Source organism: Algoriphagus yeomjeoni (genome assembly GCF_003259505.1).
GTDB lineage: Bacteria > Bacteroidota > Bacteroidia > Cytophagales > Cyclobacteriaceae > Algoriphagus > Algoriphagus yeomjeoni.
On the sequence record NZ_QLLK01000014.1, the window covers coordinates 1 to 22308 of the forward strand.

At 39.3% G+C, this 22308-nt stretch carries 17 protein-coding genes; 4 read left to right on the forward strand and 13 right to left on the reverse strand.

Features of this window, described 5'->3' with window-relative positions; translation table 11 throughout:
- Both LV83_RS21840 and LV83_RS18450 read right to left on the reverse strand, forming a co-directional pair.
- A partial coding sequence (locus tag LV83_RS21840) for an IS1/IS1595 family N-terminal zinc-binding domain-containing protein (protein ID WP_449353834.1) occupies positions 1 to 319 on the reverse strand: 319 nt, incomplete at its 3' end.
- A 138-nt stretch (positions 320 to 457) separates the two neighbouring features.
- Entirely contained in the window at positions 458 to 1330 is an 873-nt protein-coding gene (locus tag LV83_RS18450) for a type 2 periplasmic-binding domain-containing protein (RefSeq protein ID WP_111613046.1), read from the reverse strand.
- 367 nt (positions 1331 to 1697) lie between these two features.
- On the opposite strand from LV83_RS18450, the gene fbaA reads away from it, so the two are divergent.
- Positions 1698 to 2759, forward strand: coding sequence for a class II fructose-bisphosphate aldolase (gene fbaA / locus LV83_RS18455; RefSeq protein WP_111613047.1), 1062 nt, complete (start codon positions 1698 to 1700; stop codon positions 2757 to 2759).
- Positions 2760 to 2818: 59 nt separating this feature from the next.
- Complete coding sequence (locus LV83_RS18460) at positions 2819 to 4369, forward strand: alpha-amylase family glycosyl hydrolase (protein WP_111613048.1); 1551 nt, start codon at positions 2819 to 2821, stop codon at positions 4367 to 4369.
- Positions 4370 to 4416: 47 nt separating this feature from the next.
- On the opposite strand, the gene LV83_RS18465 is transcribed toward LV83_RS18460, so the two are convergent.
- The 4 genes from LV83_RS18465 to LV83_RS18480 form a co-directional block, all read right to left on the reverse strand.
- On the reverse strand, positions 4417 to 5319 hold the full coding sequence (locus LV83_RS18465; RefSeq protein ID WP_111613049.1) for a tetratricopeptide repeat protein: 903 nt from the start codon (positions 5317 to 5319) through the stop codon (positions 4417 to 4419).
- A gap of 101 nt (positions 5320 to 5420) precedes the next feature.
- Positions 5421 to 6407, reverse strand: a complete 987-nt coding sequence (gene pfkA / locus LV83_RS18470) for a 6-phosphofructokinase (protein ID WP_111613050.1) — start codon at positions 6405 to 6407, stop codon at positions 5421 to 5423.
- Between the two features lie 3 nt (positions 6408 to 6410).
- A complete protein-coding gene (locus tag LV83_RS18475) occupies positions 6411 to 6782 on the reverse strand; it encodes a methylglyoxal synthase (RefSeq protein WP_111613051.1) in 372 nt (123 codons plus the stop codon).
- A gap of 88 nt (positions 6783 to 6870) precedes the next feature.
- On the reverse strand, positions 6871 to 8919 hold the full coding sequence (locus LV83_RS18480; protein ID WP_111613052.1) for a S9 family peptidase: 2049 nt from the start codon (positions 8917 to 8919) through the stop codon (positions 6871 to 6873).
- Between the two features lie 187 nt (positions 8920 to 9106).
- On the opposite strand from LV83_RS18480, the gene mscL reads away from it, so the two are divergent.
- Positions 9107 to 9523 (forward strand): large-conductance mechanosensitive channel protein MscL, encoded by a 417-nt coding sequence (gene mscL / locus LV83_RS18485; protein ID WP_111613053.1) that lies wholly within the window; start codon positions 9107 to 9109, stop codon positions 9521 to 9523.
- A gap of 33 nt (positions 9524 to 9556) precedes the next feature.
- Here mscL and LV83_RS18490 read toward each other — a convergent pair whose 3' ends face one another.
- From LV83_RS18490 to LV83_RS18525, 7 genes are all read right to left on the reverse strand, one after another.
- The gene (locus tag LV83_RS18490) at positions 9557 to 9997 is read right to left on the reverse strand and encodes a hypothetical protein (RefSeq protein WP_146613758.1); all 441 of its coding nucleotides are present in this window, start codon (positions 9995 to 9997) and stop codon (positions 9557 to 9559) included.
- Between the two features lie 125 nt (positions 9998 to 10122).
- Positions 10123 to 10482 (reverse strand): hypothetical protein, encoded by a 360-nt coding sequence (locus tag LV83_RS18495; RefSeq protein ID WP_111613055.1) that lies wholly within the window; start codon positions 10480 to 10482, stop codon positions 10123 to 10125.
- A 34-nt stretch (positions 10483 to 10516) separates the two neighbouring features.
- A complete protein-coding gene (locus tag LV83_RS18500; protein WP_111613056.1) occupies positions 10517 to 11065 on the reverse strand; it encodes an RNA polymerase sigma factor in 549 nt (182 codons plus the stop codon).
- A gap of 102 nt (positions 11066 to 11167) precedes the next feature.
- The gene (locus LV83_RS18505; protein WP_111613057.1) at positions 11168 to 12088 is read right to left on the reverse strand and encodes a universal stress protein; all 921 of its coding nucleotides are present in this window, start codon (positions 12086 to 12088) and stop codon (positions 11168 to 11170) included.
- A gap of 437 nt (positions 12089 to 12525) precedes the next feature.
- Complete coding sequence (locus tag LV83_RS18510; RefSeq protein ID WP_111613058.1) at positions 12526 to 14001, reverse strand: lipopolysaccharide biosynthesis protein; 1476 nt, start codon at positions 13999 to 14001, stop codon at positions 12526 to 12528.
- Positions 14002 to 14170: 169 nt separating this feature from the next.
- The gene (gene feoB, locus LV83_RS18520) at positions 14171 to 16300 is read right to left on the reverse strand and encodes a ferrous iron transport protein B (protein WP_111613060.1); all 2130 of its coding nucleotides are present in this window, start codon (positions 16298 to 16300) and stop codon (positions 14171 to 14173) included.
- 5 nt (positions 16301 to 16305) lie between these two features.
- Positions 16306 to 16533 (reverse strand): FeoA family protein, encoded by a 228-nt coding sequence (locus LV83_RS18525; RefSeq protein WP_111613061.1) that lies wholly within the window; start codon positions 16531 to 16533, stop codon positions 16306 to 16308.
- A 445-nt stretch (positions 16534 to 16978) separates the two neighbouring features.
- Here LV83_RS18525 and LV83_RS18530 point away from each other — a divergent pair, with 445 nt between their 5' ends.
- Positions 16979 to 22279, forward strand: coding sequence for a hypothetical protein (locus LV83_RS18530; RefSeq protein ID WP_111613062.1), 5301 nt, complete (start codon positions 16979 to 16981; stop codon positions 22277 to 22279).
- Positions 22280 to 22308: the final 29 nt, after the last annotated feature.

Consider the following 22308-nt stretch of genomic DNA (forward strand, 5'->3'; position numbering starts at 1 on the left):
CATTATCTTGATAGCAGACCAGACAGAAACGCTTAAAATATGTCGCATCCATCCTTAGATTTACCGACGTGCGCTTAATGATTTTAACTGAAGGTGAGCGGGAAAGATATTCGTAAAAAATACGTTGAAGAGTATCTTTTGAAAGACCACTTTCACGACATAGAATCTTAAAAGTCTGCCGCTCAAGAACCCATTTTTTAAACCATACAAAACGGTTCCGAAGTGTCTGTTCTTTAGAGTTACGGGTGAAGAAAAGACCACAGTTTTTACATTTAAATCGCTGTTTTCCTGCCTGCTTCCCCCAGCGAATAACCTCCAAATTCCCGCAAGCCCAACATCTGTTTTTTTTGAGTTTTCATAGTACAAAAAAAGTTTACTGAAACCAGTTTCAGTAAACCTCTTGTATTTACCTGATAATCATTGATGTTATAAGGTTTTTACCAACTATTTTTCAGTATTATGCCATAATTAAAAGCTTTTCTCTTGTCAAGAAATCTTCAAGCTGGACTACTTCAGAAATAATCCCTAATTCTTTCATCATTTTCATCGCTTGATTCAGCTGACTTCTCGATAGCTCAGGTTCAGTAGCCCAAGATGTTTGAGCAAACCATTCTTTTACATCATTGACATCTAGCGCATAGTTTATGGCTATGTCTGCTATAGTAGAGGAATTCGTTTGAAGGCTTTTGGATTCTGAATAGACTAAGTCTCTGAGTTTAAATATTAAATCTCCAAATTTTGCTATCGCCTTGTTTGTTGCTATGATTGCAAAGCAAGGCCATGGACTTGGAACTTCACCTATCCGCTTCATTTGTTTCGATTCGACCCAAGGTTTGGTCGTGTACTTCTCCCAAAGAAACATTTCAGGCTTCTCCGGAGTCATTTCTGCCAGTGCCCCGGTTAGGTTATTGACAATTTTGAATTGCAGCATATCAGCATCCCAGCCCTCACGTTTTGCAAGCACATAGCTCATTAATTGAGACCCTGAACCTATTCGGCTGATGAGAAAATTTGGCTCTGTGATCTCTTCCAAGGAATCTACGGTAGAACCAGCTGAGATGTGAATGCCCCAAGTTAAAGGCGATTTGACATGTAATCCTATCATTTTAGATGGGTTGCCTGCCTCGAAATCTTTAAGGAAGCTTTCTGTAAGGACTAGTGCAATATCACATTTATCCTCTCTCAGATCTTTGTTCATCTGTCCAGAACCTCTTGATTCGTCTGTCCACTGTAGTCTAATTCCTTCCTTCTCAAAAGGCTGATTTGCTACGACTTTTTTCCAAGGGAAATTAAAATGCTCAGGAACTCCGGTGATTCTAAGGGTTTTCATAAGAGAAGATTTTACTCGTGACAAATGTACTAATCAACGGGGAATAGAAATTCCTAGGAGCTGAAAAATACCCTTTTAATCCAGCTTTTAGGGCATTTGAAAGATTACTTTAATCAGAGTAGAAATTGATTTTTTCATTTTCCGGTTTAGAATCCTACATACTGATGATTAAAACTTTTCTAGTCACTTCTTTTTTTGAAATCTACTGTTTTGAAATCGATTGCGCAGAAAGTAATGCTTTTAAGAATGATATTTTAGAATTAGAAGAGGGGAATTATAAGTAAGGGATTTATATCTTTGAACTCTACGTTAGAAATAGGGCCTTTTTTCGGGCGCTTTAACTTGAAATACACAAACCTAATACGATATGAAATTTAAACCTGGAGTAAAATACGGTGAAGAGCTTAGAGACCTTTATGCTTATGCTAAGGAGAATGAGTTTGCTATGCCTGCAGTGAACGTAATTAATACCAACTCGGTAAATGCTGTTCTTGAAACTGCAAAGAAATTAAACTCGCCGGTGATCATTCAATTTTCAAATGGGGGAGCTCAATTTTTTGCTGGTAAGTCGTTGGCAAATGATAAGCAACAAGCTAGTATCGCTGGTGGTATCTCAGGTGCGCATCACGTGCATTTGATGGCTGAAGCTTATGGTGTTCCCGTGATTTTGCATACTGATCATGCTGCAAAGAAGTTGTTGCCTTGGATAGATGGACTTTTGGACGCTGGTAAAGCTTATTACGCAACACACAAGAGACCTCTGTATAGCTCCCATATGTTGGATCTTTCTGAAGAGCCTTTGGAGGAAAACGTAGAGATCTCATGCAAATACTTCAAAGAATTCGAAAAGCTGGAAATGGCAATCGAAATCGAATTGGGTGTAACCGGTGGTGAGGAAGATGGCGTGGACAATACTGACATTGATTCTTCTAAGCTTTATACTCAGCCTGAAGAAGTAGCCTATGCGTATGAGCACTTGAAAGAAATCGGAGATCTATTTACAATCGCAGCAGCTTTCGGTAACGTACACGGTGTTTACAAACCGGGAAACGTTAGCTTGAAGCCAATCATCTTGAAAAATTCTCAAGACTTTATCAAAGAAAAGCATGGTTTGACTGGAAAGCCGTTGAACTTTGTATTCCACGGTGGCTCTGGATCTACAGTTGAAGAAATCAGAGAAGCAAATAGTTATGGTTCTATCAAAATGAATATCGATACAGATATGCAGTGGGCGTTCTGGGAAGGGATTTTGAATAATTACAAAAAGAATGAGGCATATCTTCAAACTCAACTAGGAAATCCTGATGGAGCTGATAGTCCAAACAAGAAGTTTTACGATCCTAGAAACTGGTTGCGTAAAGGCGAAGAGAACTTCGTGAAAAGACTTGAGCTGGCTTTCGATATGCTGAATGCAGTAAATAGAAATTAATACAAACAACAAACGAAAAAGTCACTTTTATGAAGTGACTTTTTTTTTCTCCAATCCATATGAAAAAACCCGAAATAGCCTCAATTCTTATGGGATTAGCTTTAATGTCTGCCTGTAATCAAAAGCCCACACCTTCTGTCGAAAATTATTGGCCGAAAGCTGGTGTAACCTATGAGATTTTTGTTCAGTCATTCAATGATTCTGACGGAGATGGAATTGGGGATTTAAATGGAGTGACGGAGAAGCTGGACTATATCTCTGAGTTAGGAGCTAATGCGATCTGGTTTATGCCGATTATGCCTTCCCCTAGCTATCATAAATATGATGTGACAGACTACAAAGCTATCCACACTGACTATGGGACAATGGATGACTTTAAGAGGCTGTTGGATGAAGCGCATAAGCGTGATATTAAGATTATAATCGACCTGATTATCAATCATAGCAGCAGTGATCATCTTTGGTTTCAGGAATCTAAAAAAGGAAGGGATAATCCTTATAGAGATTATTATGTATGGGCTCAAAAAGACACTATCGCAGATTTTATAGAGAAAAAGGTCATCACGCTGGATTCCGATAACATCAGACAATGGCATGATCCGGGTTTTGGAGAAGATTTCTATTATGGTTTTTTTTATGGAGGAATGCCTGATTTGAATTTTGACAATCAGAAGGTTAGAGAGGAGATTTTTGACATAGGAAGATTTTGGCTGGAAGAGGTCGGAGTTGATGGCTTCAGATTGGACGCTGCAAAGCATATTTACCCTGATGAAAGAGCAAGTGATAACCACGAGTTTTGGATAGATTTTAGAGCTGAAATGAGCAAAATCAAACCTGATGTTTATTTGGTGGGAGAGGTGTATGATAAAAAAGAAGTTGTAGCTCCATTTCTCCCAGGACTTCCAGCATTATTCAATTTTGATTTTCATTACACATTGATAGAATCATTGAATAAAATGGATGGAATGTTGTTAGTAAAGAAGCAGAAAGATGTCCTTGATTTTTACCAAAGTATTACCTCAGATTTTATTGATGCGACGATATCTTCTAATCACGATCAGCCGAGGTTACTCAATGAACTAGGTTCTGATCCTGAAAAATACAAGCAAGCAATAGCAATTCTGATGACCATGCCTGGAGCTCCTTATCTGTATTATGGTGAGGAAATTGGTATGTTGGGATTAAAGCCTGATGAGCAAATCAGAGAACCTTTCCTCTGGGATGTAAAAGAGAAAGATACTGGACGTACTACATGGATAGAACCAAAGTATTCACTAGATACAACGGTTACTCCTTTGTCTTTGCAAAAAGATGAGCCAACTAGCTACTTTAATCATTACAAAGAGTTGATTTACCTTAGAAATACCAATCCTGCATTGGCAATTGGCTCATTGGAACTGCCTTCAACTTCTTACCCAAAATCAGTAATGGCTTATTCTAGAACCCTCGCTGATCAAGAAGTAGTTGTGTTGCATAACCTTGGGAAAAAGAAAATCTCAATTAATGCTCCTGAAGGTTTTGATCAAGAAATCTTTTCTCTGGGAGCTGTGGAGTCAGTAGGAGGTCAAATTGAACTGGGTAAAAACTCCAGTGTCGTATTGATGAAGTGAACAACACAACTGGTAAGAAATCCTTTTCTATTGATCAGACTTTCTTGCTAGTTTTCATTTACGTTTACCTCTCCTTCCAATTCTTTTAATTTTGCTATAGCACTTTCAAGCGTAGGTTCTAAAGCAACTACTTTTTTGAAAACTTCAATTGCGCGATCTTTTTGACCATTTTTTGTCAATGCTTCTGCATAACTATTTAATACGCGTGGAGAATAAGGGAAGATCACCGAATTGATTTCATAGGTAAGTAATGCTTGAGGTAGTCGACCCGAAGTCTCGAATAAATAACCAAGGGTATTCAGCTCCTTCTCTTTGCCTACCCGTTGATACACTTCGTTGAAATGAGTTTGGACATTTCTGTAGATAGAATCCAAAGGATCCGAATCAAATAATTCCAGAAGGTAAGTCGCAGCACGGTAATTAGGCTCTGAGGCATAACCAAGCGCGATTTGGGCTAAATCAGTTTCCAAATCATTCACGGGAAATTCCACAATCCGGGAATATTCCTGATCATTTTCCTTGAATATAAAAGTCGGTACTCGATGGATTAGCATTCCCTTTTCTTCTCCGCTCGGACCTTGCTTGTACTGCTCTTCTCCGTCATATAAGGCAGTAAATTTGAGTTGGTCTTCATCTAACCCAAGCTCGTTCCAAAGTTTCACGAACTGTGGAACCCAGCGTTTGCTATCTCCGCACCATGTTCCGATAAAAATCTCCACTTCGGTATTCTCCAGACTCTTTTTCCAATCAGTATTTTTTCCCGAAAGTTGAAATAATTTTTCACTCTCCGCATACCAGCCTTGAAATATGGTGTCTGTCCTTAAAATATTGAGATCAAATTCTCCAGCAAGGTGCTTTTCCCCCTCAGAATTAAAATAGGTTAAGGGAGTTTGAGCTAGGATCTTATTGGAGGATAAAAGAATAAGAGCAATTAGAAAATGTCGCTTCATTGAAGTGTATTTAAACAGTAGATTAAAATTAAGATTAAGCTAAAACAAAAAGTCCAAGGGATAATCCTTGGACTTTTGAATTTCAGAATATTTAAGAATAATTAGGTAGATAAGATCTTTGCAACTCGGAAATCATCTTCATCTACTGATTTGTCATCGACGATTGCTTTTTTGATAGGGGTGTAAACGACCTTGTTATTGATCAGTCCCGCCATCACATCATACTTCCCTTGTAATAAGCCTTCTATTGCTGCTACACCTAGTTTTGAGGCAAGGAGACGGTCATAAGAGCTCGGGGAACCGCCACGCTGTAAATGCCCTAGAATAGTGACTTTGATGTCATAATAAGGAAGATGTTTTGAAACTAGAGCAGCAATTTCTGTTGCACCACCACTTTTTCCACCTTCAGCTACGATCACAATGTTGGACGCTTTCTTGGCTTTAGTTCTTATCCTCAATTTATCAACCAGGTGCTCTATTGGCATCTTTTTCTCGGGGATCAAAATAGCAGCAGCAGCACTTCCTATACCTGCATTGATTGCGATGAACCCAGCATCTCTTCCCATTACTTCCACAAAGAAAAGCCTATCATGGGAAGTTGCAGTATCACGGATCTTGTCAATGGCCTCGATAGCCGTGTTACATGCCGTGTCAAATCCAATGGTAGAATCTGTTCCGGAAAGGTCATTGTCAATCGTTCCAGGAAGACCAATAGCAGGAATGCCAAATTCTTTATAGAATAAATGAGCACCAGTTAAGGAACCATCTCCTCCAATTACCACCAACGCATCAATGCCGTGGCTTTTTAGATTGTTATATGCTATCTGTCTGCCTTCTGGAGTTCGGAATTCAGCGCTGCGGGCAGATTTCAAGAATGTACCGCCTCTTTCGAGTACATGGGTAATATGCTTTGATTCTAACTTTTTGATGTCATTAGAAATCATACCCTCGTAGCCTCGGTAGACTCCATACATTTCTATATCGTAGTAAAATCCTGCTCTTACTACAGCTCGGATTGCAGCATTCATTCCTGGAGAGTCTCCTCCAGAAGTCAAAACGCCAATTTTTTTAATGGTTTTAGGTTCCATTTCTTAGGTTTGTGTAAAGGCCTTAAACATTAGGTCGGCCGAGGCCGGGTTGGTTGCCAAAGGAATATTGTGCACATCACATATCCTCATTAGCATTTGCACATCTGGCTCGTGCGGATGTTTGTCAAGTGGATCTCTAAAGAAAACAACCATTGCAAGCTCTTTCTGAGCCGCCAAAGCGGCAATTTGAGCATCACCTCCATAGGGTCCAGATAGTAGTTTTTCAACTTCAAATCCAGCTTTTTCTATATGTGAACCGGTAGTGCCTGTAGCAACCAAATCCACATCTGCCTTCTGCAGTCTTTCGCGGAATCCACTTAAAAAATGAACCATGTCGGCTTTTTTACCATCATGGGCTATGAGAGCGATTTTCATGGAGTATTAATCTAATAGGTTTATGCCAAAGTTAGGAAAAAATATTTCCCTTCCTGACTGACGGATATTATTTAAACGAGACTTAATGTTAAGCTGGAATCATACCTTCAAGGTAAAGTAAGAAGGTATATTCTAACGCCATTTCTTTCAGGGAATTAAATCTTCCTGAAGCTCCACCATGTCCAGCATCCATATTCGTATGTAGGAACAGCAACTTAGAGTCGGTTTTCATTTCCCTTAATTTTGCCACCCACTTTGTAGGCTCCCAATACTGCACCTGACTGTCATGGAGTCCTGAAGTGATCAATAAATTGGGATAGTCTTTGGCTTCTACGTTATCATAGGGCGAATATGAAAGCATGTATTCGTAATAATCCTTATTCTTTGGGTTACCCCATTCTTGAAATTCTCCTGTTGTCAAAGGAATACTTTCGTCCAGCATGGTAGTCACTACATCTACAAAAGGAACTGCTGCAATCAGTCCATTGAATAAATCAGGTCGCATATTCATCACAGCACCCATCAATAGTCCTCCAGCACTTCCTCCCATGCCATATAAATGAGATGGTGAAGTGTATTTTTGAGATATTAGGTATTCCGCACAGGTGATGTAATCCGTGAATGTGTTTCGCTTTTTGAGCATTTTCCCATCTTCATACCATATTCGGCCGAGGTCTTCTCCGCCACGGATATGTGCGATTGCAAACACAAAGCCTCTATCCAATAAACTTAAACGACTGCTGGAGAAATAAGCATCCATGCTAAAACCATAGGAGCCATAGGAGTAGAGTAAAAGTGGGTTTTCTCCCTGAGGAGAGAATTTGTCGATTCTATAAACCAAAGAAATTGGCACCATGACGCCATCATCTGCTTTTGCCCATATTCGAGCAGAAGTGTACTGAGTACTATCATAACCTCCTATGATTTCTTGTTGCTTCAGCAAAGTTTTCTCCTTGGTCACCATGTGGTAATCAAAAGTACTGGCTGGAGTTACAAGAGAATTGTAGCCAAATCGCAGAATGGAAGTATCAAACTCTGGGTTTGTACTTATCCAGGCGGTGTAGGTTTCATCCTCAAATTCTAGGGAATGACCAGCAGTTCCATCCCATGGTTTGATGTTGATTTTGCAAAGTCCTTTTGATCTTTCTTGGACTACCAGAAAATGTGAGAAAATATCAAAGTCTTCTAACAATACTGTGTCGCGATGCTCAATTACATCCTCCCAGGTTTCTATACCAGGGCTGTTGATGGGTGCTTTTACTAGCTTGAAGTTCTGTGCTTCATGATTTGTTCTGATCCAGAAGTGATCCTGATAATGATCTGCGGCATACTCCAAGTATGGAATTCTGGCTTGAAGCAATGTGAATTCTCCGCTGGGATTGGAGGAATCCAAAAACCTCATTTCAGAAGAAATTGTGCTTTCAGAATGGATAAGAATGTATTTTTCAGATTTAGTCTTATGAACTACGCATGAAAATTCCTCATCCTTTTCTTCATAAATCAGGCGGTCCTCAGTAATAGGTGAACCAAGTTTATGTGAATAGATCTGAAAGGATCGAAGTGTGTCAGGATCTTGCTTGGAGTAGAAAAGCGTTTGATTATCTGCAGCCCAGACAAAATTACCAGTAGTAGCAGGAATGTAATCGGGTAGGATGTCTCCGGTTTCAAGGTCTTTGAAATGTATTTCATAGATTCTTCTGCCTACTGCATCAGCGGCAAAAGCTAGGGTTTTAAGATTGGGAGTGGCTGCCGTTCCGCCAACGTGATAGTAGGCCTTGCCTTCTGCAAGTGAATTAACGTTCAAGAAAATCTCTTCCGGCGCCTCTAAACCTCCTTTTTTACGGCAGTACAGTGGGTATTCTCCTCCAGTCTCATATTTCACATACCAGTAATACCCGGATTTGAGGTAAGGAACACTTTCGTCATCCTCCTTAACCCGACTTTTCATTTCCTGGAAAAGCTCTTCCTGAAATTTTTCGGTTGATTTCAGACTTGATTTTAAGTAATCGTTCTCAGCATTTAAATATTCTATAACCTCTGGGTTTTCTCTTTCTCGCATCCAATAATAGTTATCAATGCGCTGATGTCCGTGTGTCTCTAGCAGCTGGGCTATTTTTTTGGCTTTTGGTGCCTGCATTTTTATTGAGTAGTTAAGCTTGCAATGTTAAGGAAAAAAATGGGGTCAGAGTTCGCTTTTTAGTTCAAATATGAGGCACAAACTGCACTTTTTATTTATTAAAATGACTTAGATATAGTTTATGTCTTGGATTGGAAAATAATTTTTAAAATATTCCCTATATCATTTAACCATTAACCAAAAACGTATGGGATTTCTTAAAGAGTTTAAAGAGTTTGCTGTCAAAGGCAACGTAGTCGATCTAGCAGTTGCTGTTATAATAGGCGGTGCTTTTGGTAAGATCGTCGCCTCATTTGTCAAGGACATCGTAATGCCTCCAATAGGAGTCCTGCTGGGTGGAGTAGAATTTACTGACTTGGCCATCGTGCTGAAAGAGACTAGTATAGGCCCCGCTGGAGAAGAGCTGGGACCAGTTTTGCTGACCTATGGTATCTTCATCCAAAATGTTGTCGATTTCGTAATCATCGCCTTGGTAATCTTTATAGCTGTGAAGGGAATCAATAATATGAAAAAGAAAGAAGCTGCAGCACCAACTCCGCCACCTCCAGCACTTTCTAAATCTGAGGTATTGCTTGAAGAAATTAGAGATCTTCTAAAAAAGTAAACAAATAAAAAAAGCGGCATTAAGCCGCTTTTTTTATTTCTTATCCTCGTCTCTTCGTCTCTGCCAAATATGTCTGGCAAATTCTCTGTTAAGGCCATCCAACCGAATGATTTGATTATAGGTGATCACCCCAGATAGATCTTTCACGAATTTTTCCTCGTCAGTAATCAACTTGCGTTGGATTTCAAATTTTTTGGAAATTCTATTCTTAGCTTCTGTTTCTGACAAATCTAAGTCTCTGGTTCTTCCTAGCTCTGACATTTCTTTGAGACTTTTCTCCCTTGCATCATTGAAGACATTATATATAGGCCAGAATTTTTGTGCTTGTTCAGGTTTCAGATCCAATCTAGTGGTTATAAAAGCTACCCTAGCCGCTTCTAGTTTTTCACGATCATATCTATCATCAGGGCGCTGGGCTTTAGTAGATCCTATTACCAGGAAAAACATAAGTGCTATTATTATAATTTTTTTCATCTGCTTATTTTTTAATTGTCATCCCGATAGCTATCAGGAGGAATTTTTTTGGGTGATTAATAATCCCTCTTCGAGCTGAATTTTGGAATGCCTTAATGAAGTTGTCAGGCTATAGTTTTTTAAGATTAATACCAATTTTGATCAGTTTCATCGATATACTCTACTTCATAAATCATTTCTTCCGCAATGATTTGATCTAATATTTCTTCTGGGTTATCCACCATACTGAGTACATCTTCAGCGGTCCAGAATTGACTTTCTATGTATAGAGAAACTTCTTCATCCATAGAAAAATCTTCTACCTGAGAATTGAAAGTGTTGAATTGCCAAACCCCTAAGCAAACGACAAGGACTGCAGCTGCTGCTGCGTATTTCATCCAGTTGATAGATCGATTAGGTTTGATTCTATCCATTATATTATCTGGGAGACTTTCGAAGTAATTATCGGGTGCCTTGAAATCCTTTATTTTTGGAATTTTTTGCATGGTATAAGTTTAGACTGGGTTGAGGGTCAATAGTTTATTCTAATGTTAAGGAATGTTCGATTTTTTTTACAGCATGGTGATAACTGGCCTTTAGCGCACCTATAGTGGTACCTGTGATTTCAGACATTTCCTCGTAGGTAAGTTCCTCTTGGTACTTCAAATGGAATACTAGCCTTTGCTTATCAGGCAGGGTTAGCAATGCTTTTTGGAGTAGGCGTTGTATTTCGTCTCCATCTATATTGCCAGGTTGATCAATATAAGATTCCATTTTCTCTTGATGATCATCAATCGAGAAGAAGTTCCTTTTTTTCTTCTTTTCTAAGAAGGTCAACGATTCATTGGTGGCAATTCTATAAAGCCATGTAAAGAGGCTTGATTGTCCTTGAAACTTATCGATGTGGTGATGAGCCTTGATAAAGGTGTTTTGGGTGATATCATCAGCATCTTCATGAATCAAAACCATTCTCCTGATCACATGATATACTCGCTTTTGGTAAGCCTGGATTAACTGCCTGAAACCCACGTCCCTTGTTTTGGGATCTTGTATGAGTTGGAGGATTTCCTGGTCACCGTTTTTATTCATTAGCCTTTTAGACCTAATTTAAGGAAAAGGGTTTAGTGAGCCAGTAAAAAATCAGGTTTAAGTCTTGGTTTTCAGAGAGAAATATTCTGAAAGATATTGAAATTAAATTTCTAGGATATAATCTAGAATGCCGGCATTCTTCCCTTTAGGTCTTGTCACCAAGAGTGGTATACTATCATTGTACTGGATTAATCTTTCAGCCATACTTCCTATGAATAGGGCAGTGGCAGCGGTGCGTCCTTTGGCACCAATGATTATCCCATCCGCATCTATTTCCTTTGCTTTTGCTACGATCTCCTCTACCGGATCATCGTTGACGTCTTGAGTATAGACTGGGGTTATTTTATTCCCTTTTGTATCTATTTTCCGGATGAATTTCTTGTAATTTATTTCAGCATGCATTCGCATAATCTGCGTGAATTCATCGTAGGTCTTTCCTGTGTAGTGATAGCCAGATGGTACTGTGAATACGTTCTGGCATACGATTTCAAGTCCGCCATGCTTTTCAGCAATCATAATTGCTTCTTCCAATGCATCTTTTGAATAATCAGAGAAATCACTTGGAACGAGAAGGCGCTTCATTTTAGTCTTAGACCCTTCAGGTACTATTAGCAGAGAGCAGCTTGCTCTTCTAGCTAATCTCGTGGATGCGACTCCAGTTCCAGGTAAATGCACTTTTCTGCCGATAAGGATCATGTCCGCTGATTTTTCCTCAGCCAGTTTCAGGATTTTTTTAGAAAGCGAACCCTCTTTTACTATGTAGTTCAGAGATATGCCTTTGGGGTGATTGAAATGCTCCTTCACCATTGATTCCATAGCTTCCTGCCTCTCATTGATCATATTCTCGATCAAATTCGGGAACTCCTCAAGTACCTCCTTAGGAATACTGAGGTTTTTAATCACATTTACGAAGTAGATTTTTTTGGTTTGATTCACCTGAGCAATAAAAGCTGCATGCTGAATCAAGGTTTGATCCAGAGAGGTTTGATCCAGGCAAACGACCATTTTTTTAATCAAATACATAAAGCGCCAATGGTTTTAGAAATGCAAATTTAACAGTATTACGAGTAAATCTTTAAGATATCTGTAAAATATAATTTTGAATTATCCTGATATTCATCTTATTGTAACTATATGTGGTTTGAGATGGTAGAAAAACTGAAATAATATTCGGAACTATTGGGTTGAGACCCAAGGATTTTGAACATGATTCTAATACATATTCGGAATCATCCTCCAGATTTGCCAACCTGCCGTGTAATAAATCGTATATTTGCACTGTCCGGATCGCCGACATGTTCAAACTTCACAAATTACAAATTTACCGAGTGAAGCCCTTCCCAAAAGCAGGCCTCACCCCGATGAAAATTGGGGCCTCGATTCGAAAGAGTCAGGATAACAGTGGAAGTTTGCGGTTAACAGGCAGCTCAAATCTTGTCAAGTAGGAGGTTTGCAACACTCTAAGATCCGGACTTTTTTATTTTATTTTTTACCCATTTCCACTCTTCATTTCCAACTCCTAATAATTTTGACCAAAACAGATAAAGGCCAAGAACCAATAAACTGGTGACTAGGATGTTTGGAATAGGAGAAAGAGAAAATGGATTGAAATACCCAGGACCAAAAGCTGTTACTCCAACGAAAATTATTTTTAATGTGTCTCTGGAGAAAGGATCAAAACCTAATCTGATTTTTAAGAATAAATATTTCACAAAATTGAACAGAAACATCACTGCAACTGATGCCAAGGCAGCTCCTTCTATTCCATAGATTGGAATAAGAAGGTAATTCAACCCTACAATGAGTACACTCATTCCAATTGTAGCAATCAAATTGAATCGGTAATGCTTGGAAAAAACCAGGATTTCACTGTTTACGGAGAATACGACATCAAATAATTTCCCCAAACCAATCAGAACTACTACATGCTTACCTGCTTCGTAGATTTCCCGATTTGGAATAAAATAATACAACGCATCCAAATTGGCGCATATTCCAACGAATAGGAGTAAGCAGATGTAAAGTTGACGGTTTGAAATTTGCTTATACAGGGCATTTATTTCTTCAAGATTTTCTTTGGCAAAATGGTCTGCTATCACAGGCATAACCACCTGAGAAATCGCTCTTCTAGGTAGTTCTATTACCAAAGCCATGCTAAAAGCAATGGTATAAATTGCATTTGCTTCTAGGCTGATCATGGAGCTCACCATGATGCTATCAATCTTCATTATCAAAGTGGAAGCTGCAGTAGCCAAGAAAGTAATGAGGCTAAACTGAAGGAAGGAGGTTCGAAAACCTTTCGGAAAGGTGTTCCAGCGGAAATCAAATTTTAAAACTCCCAGCCAAAGTAAATAGATTAATACTCCCAAAAAGGCTAACCCATAGACTAGCACTAGTCCTTGCATTACTTGTTGGAAGCTGATCCATTTAAGCAAATATGCTCCTACCAAAACCCCTGTCAAAAGACGTAGAAACACCTCTCTAACGAGTGTGGGGACCGCCACTTTTACAAAAGATCGACTGTAAGCATCCAGTATACTACTCAAAAGGGCAAATAGAGTAATAAGAAGTATGACTCCGAAAAAGTCTATTACTTCGGGAGAGTTAACCGCAAAAAGGTTGATGATTTGGGTTCTGAATCCTAGAAATATGGCGCTAACCACTGCAAACCCGGCCATCGATAAGGCTAAGCCATAACTGAGAAAAGCCGATTGATTTGATTTGAGTTGAGGGAAAAAGCGTGTGATTCCATGCCCAACGCCCAGCTGGGCAAAGGGAACAAAGAGTAAACCTATGTCTTGGATTGTTCGAAATGTACCTAACTCAGATGCGTCTAAGGCATAAGGATAAAGCCAAAGAACATTGACATAACCTATGACTACTCCCAGGTAAGAAAAAATGGTGGTTTGAATACTCTGCTTGGCTACTTTGCCCATGAGCTTAAAAGTATCAAAAAACTGGCATTAAGAGATTATTTGAGGTAAAAATCAGGACTTGGCGCACTTATCACATCCTGCTTCAGTTTTTGATTTGAAGAAATACTTCTTTACCAAAAATGCCAAAGCTGCTATAACTATTACTCCAATTACTATTTCCTGCCACATGTTAAGATAGAATTTGATAGACAAGTAAGGCCGAAAAATAGGCTAATACTGTCATGTATGCTGTTTGTATCAACGGCCATTTCCAACCTTTAGTTTCCCGATATACTACAGCAACAGTACTCATACACTGCATCGCAAAAGCATAGAAAACCATCAGCGAAAATGCTGTAGCTTTATTGTAGACTTTATCACCTGTGGTTGGGTTTATTTGCTGGTTTAGCTTTTGTCTGATGGTAAGTTCATCCTCGGTATCAGCACCTATACTATATATAGTAGCAATTGTGGATACAAAAACCTCGCGCGCTGCAAAGGAAGCTATCAATGCAATTCCAATTTTCCAATCGTAACCTAATGGTCGAATTACTGGCTCTATAGCTCTCCCCATAATTCCGATAAAGGAGTTTTCAAGAAGTAGGGAAGAAGTTTCATTTTCTATTGCTGGAATCTCTTCAGGTGAAGCTTGGGAGAGCTTAACTTCACTTTCAGCTCTGATGGCATCCATTCTCTCTGGTGGTCCATAAGATGCCAAAACCCAAAGTATCACAGAAATAGCCAAAATTACTTTACCAGCCTCAAAAACAAAAGTTTTTGATTTGTTATACATAGTCATCAAGACATCTAACCAGCGAGGGGCACGATAGGTAGGAAGCTCGACCATCAAAAAGCTTTTTTCTTCGGTTTTCAGTATGTTTTTCAGAAGCAACGCGGTAAATAACACCCCAATTACTCCTAATAAATACAGAGAAAGTAACGCCAGAGCCTGAAGATTCACAAAACCTAAAACAAGCTCATTTGGAACTACCAATCCTATTAGAATCACATAAACTGGCAGTCTAGCAGAGCAACTCATTAGAGGCGTCACCATAATGGTGATTATTTTCTCTTTCCAATTACCAATGTTTCTGGCTGCCATCACACCGGGAATGGCACATGCTACACCCGATACTAAGGGAACTATACTTTTACCATGAAGTCCAAATGGGCGCATCCATCGATCCATTAAAAACACCACTCTGGACATATACCCGGTGTCTTCTAGAATTGCAAGAAAACCAAAAAGCATGGCTATCTGAGGGATAAATATCACTACACCTCCAATGCCAGGAATAATTCCTTCTGTGATTAAACTTGAAAGCGGCCCTGAAGGAAGTAAGTCGGATACGGAACCTGCAAGCTCAGCAAAGAACCCATCAATTAGATCCATGGGTACAGAAGCCCAGGCAAAAATTGCCTGAAAAATAATTAACAGAATGCCTCCAAATATGAGATATCCAAAGACTGGGTGAAGTAATATTTTATCGATACCAGACTCCTTCTTTACATCTGGAGTTTTAACTACTGCTTTTTCAACTATTGAAGTGATAATTCTGTACCGAATCTTAGTCTCCTCTAACTGTGCTTTTTCAAGATCAAACTTGTTTTCTTCAAGTTTTGCCTTGATCCAACTTCGACTTTCGAGGGAAATGGATTTGTCTTTTTCTCCAAAACGAAGCATTTGATATGCCTGATAGGAGTTAGTGAATTCAAATTTCTCTTTTACCTCATTCAGTAGGGTTCCAGAAACTACCTCTTCAATAGTTATAAAAGATGATTTTTTACTGAAGTTTTGTTGATGGATTAACTCACGAATTTGATCCAGACCTTTTTCTCCTCTAGCATCGGTGCTTAAAATAGGAACTCCGAGAGCTTTGAAAATCTCAAAGGTTTTGATTGCAATATTTTTTCTTGTGGCAATATCAGCCATGTTCAGAACCAAGGCTAGATTTAAACCCAAATCGATTAACTGAGTTGCCAAAAATAGACCTCTCGACAACTGGCAGGAATCAATGACCATTAACACAAAGTCTGGCTTTTCATCTTCGCTCAGCTGGTTCAGTACACGGTGAGCAATGATTTCGTCTTCTGAGTTTGGGTAAAGACTGTAAGTACCTGGAAGGTCAATGATCTCATAATTTGACCCATGGTACTCCATCGACCCAGTCCTTTTATCCACAGTCACTCCAGGATAATTACCAATTTTTTGATTCAGTCCTGTGAGTTGATTGAAAATAGTTGATTTACCAACGTTCGGATTCCCGATGATGGCGATTTTTGGTGATTTGACTTGGGAAGGAATGGTAGACTCAGGCATGAAATTCAGAGCAATTGTACTTCAATGAGTGAAGCTTCGGTTTTTCTTAGGGCAAGTATTGTTTCATCAAGCTTGAATGCCATTGGTCCTCCCATTGGAGCGGAATGATGCAGGGTGATAGTTTTTCCAGGCAAAAACCCGAGTTCCATCAAGTTTATTTTCAACGGAGAATCTAAGATTTCCTGAATAATTGCTGCCCGGGTGACAGGTATAGAATCAGCTGTTATTAACATAGTATTACCTCGGCCTTTTGAACCGATTGCAAAAATAGAATTATTTGGAATGAATCTAAAGAAAAATAAAGAAGATTTTTGTCATGTTTTTGAATCTTGGGCTATTGGATAAAGAAAATTCGGTGACGAGAGCTACTGCTCAAAATAGAGTTTTAAGTGAAATGGTAATACCTGCTTCGCTGTAAGAGTTCTGATTTTGATTATTGGCTGCACCTTATATCTTAGTATTTGTTCGATCTATAGAATTGGTAAAAAATACTAAAATTTGTATCGTAATTGGTAGGTTTTCAATGAGATAGATTGGATAGTTTTAGGGATTAATTGGATTTATTTTTAAATTTATTTCGCTCTTTTAATTTTTAATTGTTTGGTGTTGATTTTTATGTGGTAGCAGAAGAGACAGTTTTATCATGAGAGGGCTTCACAAGTCTAAACACTTTTTACCATGGAAAAAGACCTGATTCAATCCTTGCTTACAGAGGTTTTTAGTCAATTACAGGCTAACGACTCCGAAGAAAAAAAATCGATTACTGAAGGAATTCCAATTTTAGCGAAAGCCTTGCAACATCAGTCTCTAGCAGATATTCAATCTGAAAAATTAACTGTTCAATCTGCAGATTTTTTCTTCCAAGACAGACTTTCTAAGCCTGATAAAATAAAGATTGAAGAAATTTCCAAAGAAGTCACCAGACAAAAAGTAGCTGCTGAGCCAGAGAATAAAGTATTTGTTCGTGAGGTTCCTATTAGGACTAGTCAAGTGAAAAAGAGTGTGCCAGCATGGGCGGTTGGAGCAAAGGTTAATAAAACAATTGGACCAATTACGAGAGTAGATGGCTTGCAGGTTTTCGTGGATGTTTACAGAGTAGAAAAGCTGATAGCTCTACGCAAACAAGGAACCAATGAACCTTTGATATTTTTCAAAGCAAAATTCACCAAACCTAAAGTACAGCCAGTTAATAGTCAGCCAGTTGAAGTAACAGAGAATTATACATTAGTAGCAGGTAGTGTGTGGGTTAAAGCAAAAATGTTTGCTTCGAATGCACCAGCAGATCGGTATTTTGGACTAAAAATAAAGGCCGGGACAATTTCACTTACAGCTAAACCTGTGCTTAATGGAAATAATCTACTCTTGGGTACGAATACTCAAGTAACGGTCAATCTAGAGCTTGATTCACCTATTTTAAAAGGAAGCAAGAGCACAAAGAGGTATGGAAAAGACGCAGCTGAGATGTCACTTCAATGTCCAGATGCTATTCAATTCAAGTTTACCGGCTCAGGTACAGGTCAGATAGTTGGTGCAGGAAATGCGCAATGGAATGTGTATGGTAATTCAAATTCTTTCAGCTATCAGAATAAAGCAGCTACATATAATACTCAACTCAGTCGATTCTGTATTCCATTTGTACCGGATTCAAAAGGCAAAGTTTTTTCTCCCAAAAAGACACAAGGGAATTGGGTGGAGCTATCTGGAGAAGCCAATGTGAAATCGAGCTGTTGGGCCATACCGGCAGCTTCTTTGGATGTAAATGCACCTTTGGAGGTGTCTGGAATTGGGGGGATGATGGAAGAATGGGAGCCAGGTATTTTATTTAAATGGAAGAGTGCTGAAGTTCAAAAAATCAGCTTAAATGAAAGCCTGTTTTTGGTAGAAGAAGGAAGGATTGCTATCACATCTCTGTCTGCAAATGGATCAGGGGGATCGATGCAAGTTGATCATTGGAAAGATGAACTCAATCCATATGGAACCTCTATTGCTATCGCTTTTACTTCGCAAACAACTTTTTTGTATAACTGTCTGGCAGAGGGAACGGAGCTAATTTTTTCTACCTGCAATACATCGGTTAATATCGATAGACCAAAGCAAGTTAATGGACATGCAGTTGCTATTAAGACAAAGGATTCTGCTTTGATTTTAGCTGGAAATGACACTTCGAATTTACTTTTACTATTGGATGATAATATACTGTGGGATAATAAATTACCATTTGATAAAGTGCCAGATTTTAAATCCATTGCTTTAGCACTAGAAAATGCATTATTCACTGTGTCTCCTGTAAATGGCTGCATGGTTTTTGGCAAATGTAATGATGAGTGGACAAGAATTGTAGAAAGCCAAACCTACTTGGTATTTGGTATGTTGGCCTACTTACCAACATTGCCTGACCCTTATTTAGCGAATATTGGGTCATTAGGTAGATCCTTCAATCGGAAAAGTACCAATTTGGATAATATTAAAAATTGGTTGGTTTGTAGAATTATACAGAAGCCAATTCCCGAGAAAGATGATGAGGTAACTGTTTCTTTTCACTTTGGGCAGGCGCTAAGTAGTGCAGCTTCTAGTCCTTCAAATGATGCTGTGGCGGGAGTAGTCATGAGTGCAGCTGGAGATTCTGAGTCTGAAAAGGTAGTTTATAGAATAAATAGCGATTCAGGTGTACCAAGAAGTACTGCAACTAATCGAAATACCCCCGACTTTGAAGCAGAGTATGATAAGCAAGTATCAGGTTTCTCTCGGGATTTTTTCACATTACTCGATGTAAGTTCGAATGCAAATCAAGTGGGGGTAAGTCTAGGTACTAATGTGAGAGCAGTATCTCAACGACAAGTAACTGGATTGGCAACCCACAAAACGGAAACTGAGGCAGCTGTTGTGGCACAGGATGGGCAACTAATTTCCGTTGAGGGAATGCAGGTCAAAGTTCCGGGGTATTTGGCAAGGGTATTTCTATTACCTCAGGTGGCCTGGGAGCCTGTATTGAATTTGACTGCACCTTCTGATCCACCACAACCAATGGATCCACCTGCCGGATATAATTATTACCTCAATGATGGTGGACCTACACGACTTATCAATACAAGTAATTTAAGTGTTACTCTATCTCCTATACCATTAACTGCTTTTATACTAGATCAGTATAAGCAAAAGAAGATTGATCTTTTGGCTCAATTTACTTTGCCATTTGGTTTGAAAGCCGTAGCTCAACTCACTCAAAAAAGTCCATACCAAGATTTGCTGCCACGGCTGGAAGGCGTCAACCCAAATTTCCCAGATAGCCTACAAGGAGGAATACAAATTCGCGCGATAGGTGGTGATGCTGGCAAAAAGCCTCCTTTGGAAAAAGACTTACCGATGTTTGATGGTTTTACTTTTCAGTTGAATAACGTCCTTTCTGCTTACGGAACATACACCAATACCAGTACACTAGGTGACTCAGTAACAACTATTTTTAACACAGAATTTTCCACACAAAATGGTGATCCAAAGGGAGTTCCGGTATCGACGATAGATTTTTCGGGCTACGGTGCTAGTATGTTTAGCAATTGGTTAAGTCCTTCTGCGGCGATTGCAAGTACGAGCCAAGCACGATTTGATGTTATGCTAGGCAGGACTGGCCATGAGGTGATTCAGGTAAAAAGTCTGGTTTATCCTTGGGGAATACGGGTAGTACGTACGATTACGCTATTTCGTACAAGTTCTGGCTTTGTCTATCGTGTGGATAGTGGATGGCAACCTGAGACAGATGGTAAGTTTGATTTTGGGTATGATTTCGTAAGGAATGGCAGCCTGGTACACGAAGATCCCTATGAAATCCATCCTGGCACACTGCGAGGTTTGTTCAACATAAGAAATATTGAAGAGGATGCCAGCATAGCTGATTTTGAACAAACTGATTTTATAAAAAAGGATGAGAAGTACATAGATATCTTGGGCGTAGAACAAACATGGGGCGAGAATACGGATAAAGAATTACCCATTATCTGTCGTCCAGTTTGGTTTGATGCAGATGTTGAGCTGGAAAACTTAGTGCAAGGGCATACTAAAAACCGAACTCCTTCCAAAAAGATTTTAGGATATGTACAATTAGCCCCAACAGGTGTTCCGCTGAGTCCTAAGCGCTTTAAAGAGCTGTTAGATTTGCAGGGGGGAATAATCGGTGGAGATATTAACTGTGTCATGAATGTTAATAAATCAGATCAGCAGATGCGGATTTCACGATTTGATTTTTCACATTCTACAAGCCCATTGAATACAGATCCAATTTTTGTGGCCGCTTCAAGAGGTAGTTTAATCCTTCCAAAAACTGGTAGTTGGACTGTGGTTCAGCATAACGTGAGTTCTGGAGATGTTACACCTTTGCCTCCTCATATTCCTGTTCCATTGATTAGAGCAGGGAAGTGGGTTAAAGACATCGTGGTGAAACCGGCTGATGTCAATACGAAGTTGTTGAGATTGGCAAGTCCATCAGAGTTATTAAGAAATCCTGACTCCAGCACAATCAACTTCGGGATACTCCAAACTACAGCTTCTCAGAAAGCCCTCGTGTTGACTCCTTCCTTCGAAAATGGAACAAAAAAACTTCTAAGTAAAACTCCAATGCTTTATGCTGATGCTTATCGGTTAATGGCAGGTAGTGGGATTTTCCCAAATTCTGGAAATGCAATTAATGAATTTGGAAAAGCAGCAGTTCTATTCAGTGGCGCATTAGCTGGTGTTGGAGCCGCTGCAAGTATTTTCAAAGAGAATGGTCTACAAGATGGTGGAGTGAAAGTTTTGGAAATGCTGAAAATAGAGCTCCAAAAAGAAGGAGAATCGATAGTAGATCAGGGGTTTGAGCTTTTGTCTACTGGAGCAAATGACATCATAAAGAAGGCGGTAGCTTTTGATCTTCCTCCAACTCAAGTGTTTTTGGTGAAAATGGAAGCACTGAAGATTTATATCGATTATCAAACGGGTAAGAAGGAAGATAATCCAAATACCTATGTAGATAGCAAGCTGAATTTTGATATTAAAGCAGCAGTAGGTGATACTGCCAAAGCATGGAAGAGCAGATTAAATAATCTTGCTATGGTCGTTGATTTGGGGGAGTTTACGCGATTAATGACTATTAAAGGAAATTTTGATGCGCAGAAGGGTAAAGAGTCAGGTTATGAGGGTTTTAAGGACGATGATTTTCCGACTCTAGGATTGCCAACTCCAGAGATTGAGTTCAGCGACGAGCTTCAGCCCGTGATTGATATTTTACAATTACTAGCATCCCTGAGCACGGGAGATTATGGAGCTGTCATGCAAAAAGGTCTCAAAATAGCGATGAGCAATGCGGGTGAGATTTGGGAATATAAATTTGAAGCATCTAAAGAAATTCCTCTGGTTCGATTCCCTCCACAAGAGGACTTGTATAACTCCGCACAGACGCCACTGAAATTGGAAGCGGGCTTAGCTTTAGGGGTTTATTTCAATGCTGCTCTCAAAGTAACTACAGACCCTAAACAACTTTTACCAACAGCTGGCGCATTCATCGAATTCCGTGGTGGGCTTGAAGTGATGTGTGTAACCGTAGGGGGAGCAACGATTTTTGCTATCGGCGAAGTCCAACTAAAAGTAGCTTGCGATACTAAGATTGGTCCAAGTTTGACAATGAAGCTTGGTTTTGGAGCAACAATAGCTGTTGGGTTACCAGTGGTAGGGAATGTGTCTGTCACCTACATGGTTGGATGCGAAATGTACGCTAGTGCTGATCTGATCAGTGTCACTGCCTTTATGCTATTCAGAGGTAAAGCAAGCTTAGTTGGCGGTTTGGTCTCAGTGACCATTTATATCGAAGCCAGTGGTACTGTCACAAGACTCATTCCTGAAAAGCGAACAGAATGCACTGCTTCAGTCACTTTTGGACTTGAGATCAGCATATGCTTTATCATCAATATTGATTTTGAAGAGACTTGGCAGGAAAGCAGACAAATCGCTTGATACTTATTTTTAACTAGACCTTTTTGAAA

What these genes read in the sequence shown, in the direction of transcription:
- LV83_RS18450 (WP_111613046.1), bottom strand. Translation starts at nt 1,330, where the DNA reads ATGAAAACCCTTAGAATCACCGGAGTTCCTGAGCATTTTAATTTCCCT.
- fbaA (WP_111613047.1), top strand. Translation starts at nt 1,698, where the DNA reads ATGAAATTTAAACCTGGAGTAAAATACGGTGAAGAGCTTAGAGACCTT.
- LV83_RS18460 (WP_111613048.1), top strand. Translation starts at nt 2,819, where the DNA reads ATGAAAAAACCCGAAATAGCCTCAATTCTTATGGGATTAGCTTTAATG.
- LV83_RS18465 (WP_111613049.1), bottom strand. Translation starts at nt 5,319, where the DNA reads ATGAAGCGACATTTTCTAATTGCTCTTATTCTTTTATCCTCCAATAAG.
- pfkA (WP_111613050.1), bottom strand. Translation starts at nt 6,407, where the DNA reads ATGGAACCTAAAACCATTAAAAAAATTGGCGTTTTGACTTCTGGAGGA.
- LV83_RS18475 (WP_111613051.1), bottom strand. Translation starts at nt 6,782, where the DNA reads ATGAAAATCGCTCTCATAGCCCATGATGGTAAAAAAGCCGACATGGTT.
- LV83_RS18480 (WP_111613052.1), bottom strand. Translation starts at nt 8,919, where the DNA reads ATGCAGGCACCAAAAGCCAAAAAAATAGCCCAGCTGCTAGAGACACAC.
- mscL (WP_111613053.1), top strand. Translation starts at nt 9,107, where the DNA reads ATGGGATTTCTTAAAGAGTTTAAAGAGTTTGCTGTCAAAGGCAACGTA.
- LV83_RS18490 (WP_146613758.1), bottom strand. Translation starts at nt 9,997, where the DNA reads ATGAAAAAAATTATAATAATAGCACTTATGTTTTTCCTGGTAATAGGA.
- LV83_RS18495 (WP_111613055.1), bottom strand. Translation starts at nt 10,482, where the DNA reads ATGCAAAAAATTCCAAAAATAAAGGATTTCAAGGCACCCGATAATTAC.
- LV83_RS18500 (WP_111613056.1), bottom strand. Translation starts at nt 11,065, where the DNA reads ATGAATAAAAACGGTGACCAGGAAATCCTCCAACTCATACAAGATCCC.
- LV83_RS18505 (WP_111613057.1), bottom strand. Translation starts at nt 12,088, where the DNA reads ATGTATTTGATTAAAAAAATGGTCGTTTGCCTGGATCAAACCTCTCTG.
- LV83_RS18510 (WP_111613058.1), bottom strand. Translation starts at nt 14,001, where the DNA reads ATGGGCAAAGTAGCCAAGCAGAGTATTCAAACCACCATTTTTTCTTAC.
- feoB (WP_111613060.1), bottom strand. Translation starts at nt 16,300, where the DNA reads ATGCCTGAGTCTACCATTCCTTCCCAAGTCAAATCACCAAAAATCGCC.
- LV83_RS18525 (WP_111613061.1), bottom strand. Translation starts at nt 16,533, where the DNA reads ATGTTAATAACAGCTGATTCTATACCTGTCACCCGGGCAGCAATTATT.
- LV83_RS18530 (WP_111613062.1), top strand. Translation starts at nt 16,979, where the DNA reads ATGGAAAAAGACCTGATTCAATCCTTGCTTACAGAGGTTTTTAGTCAA.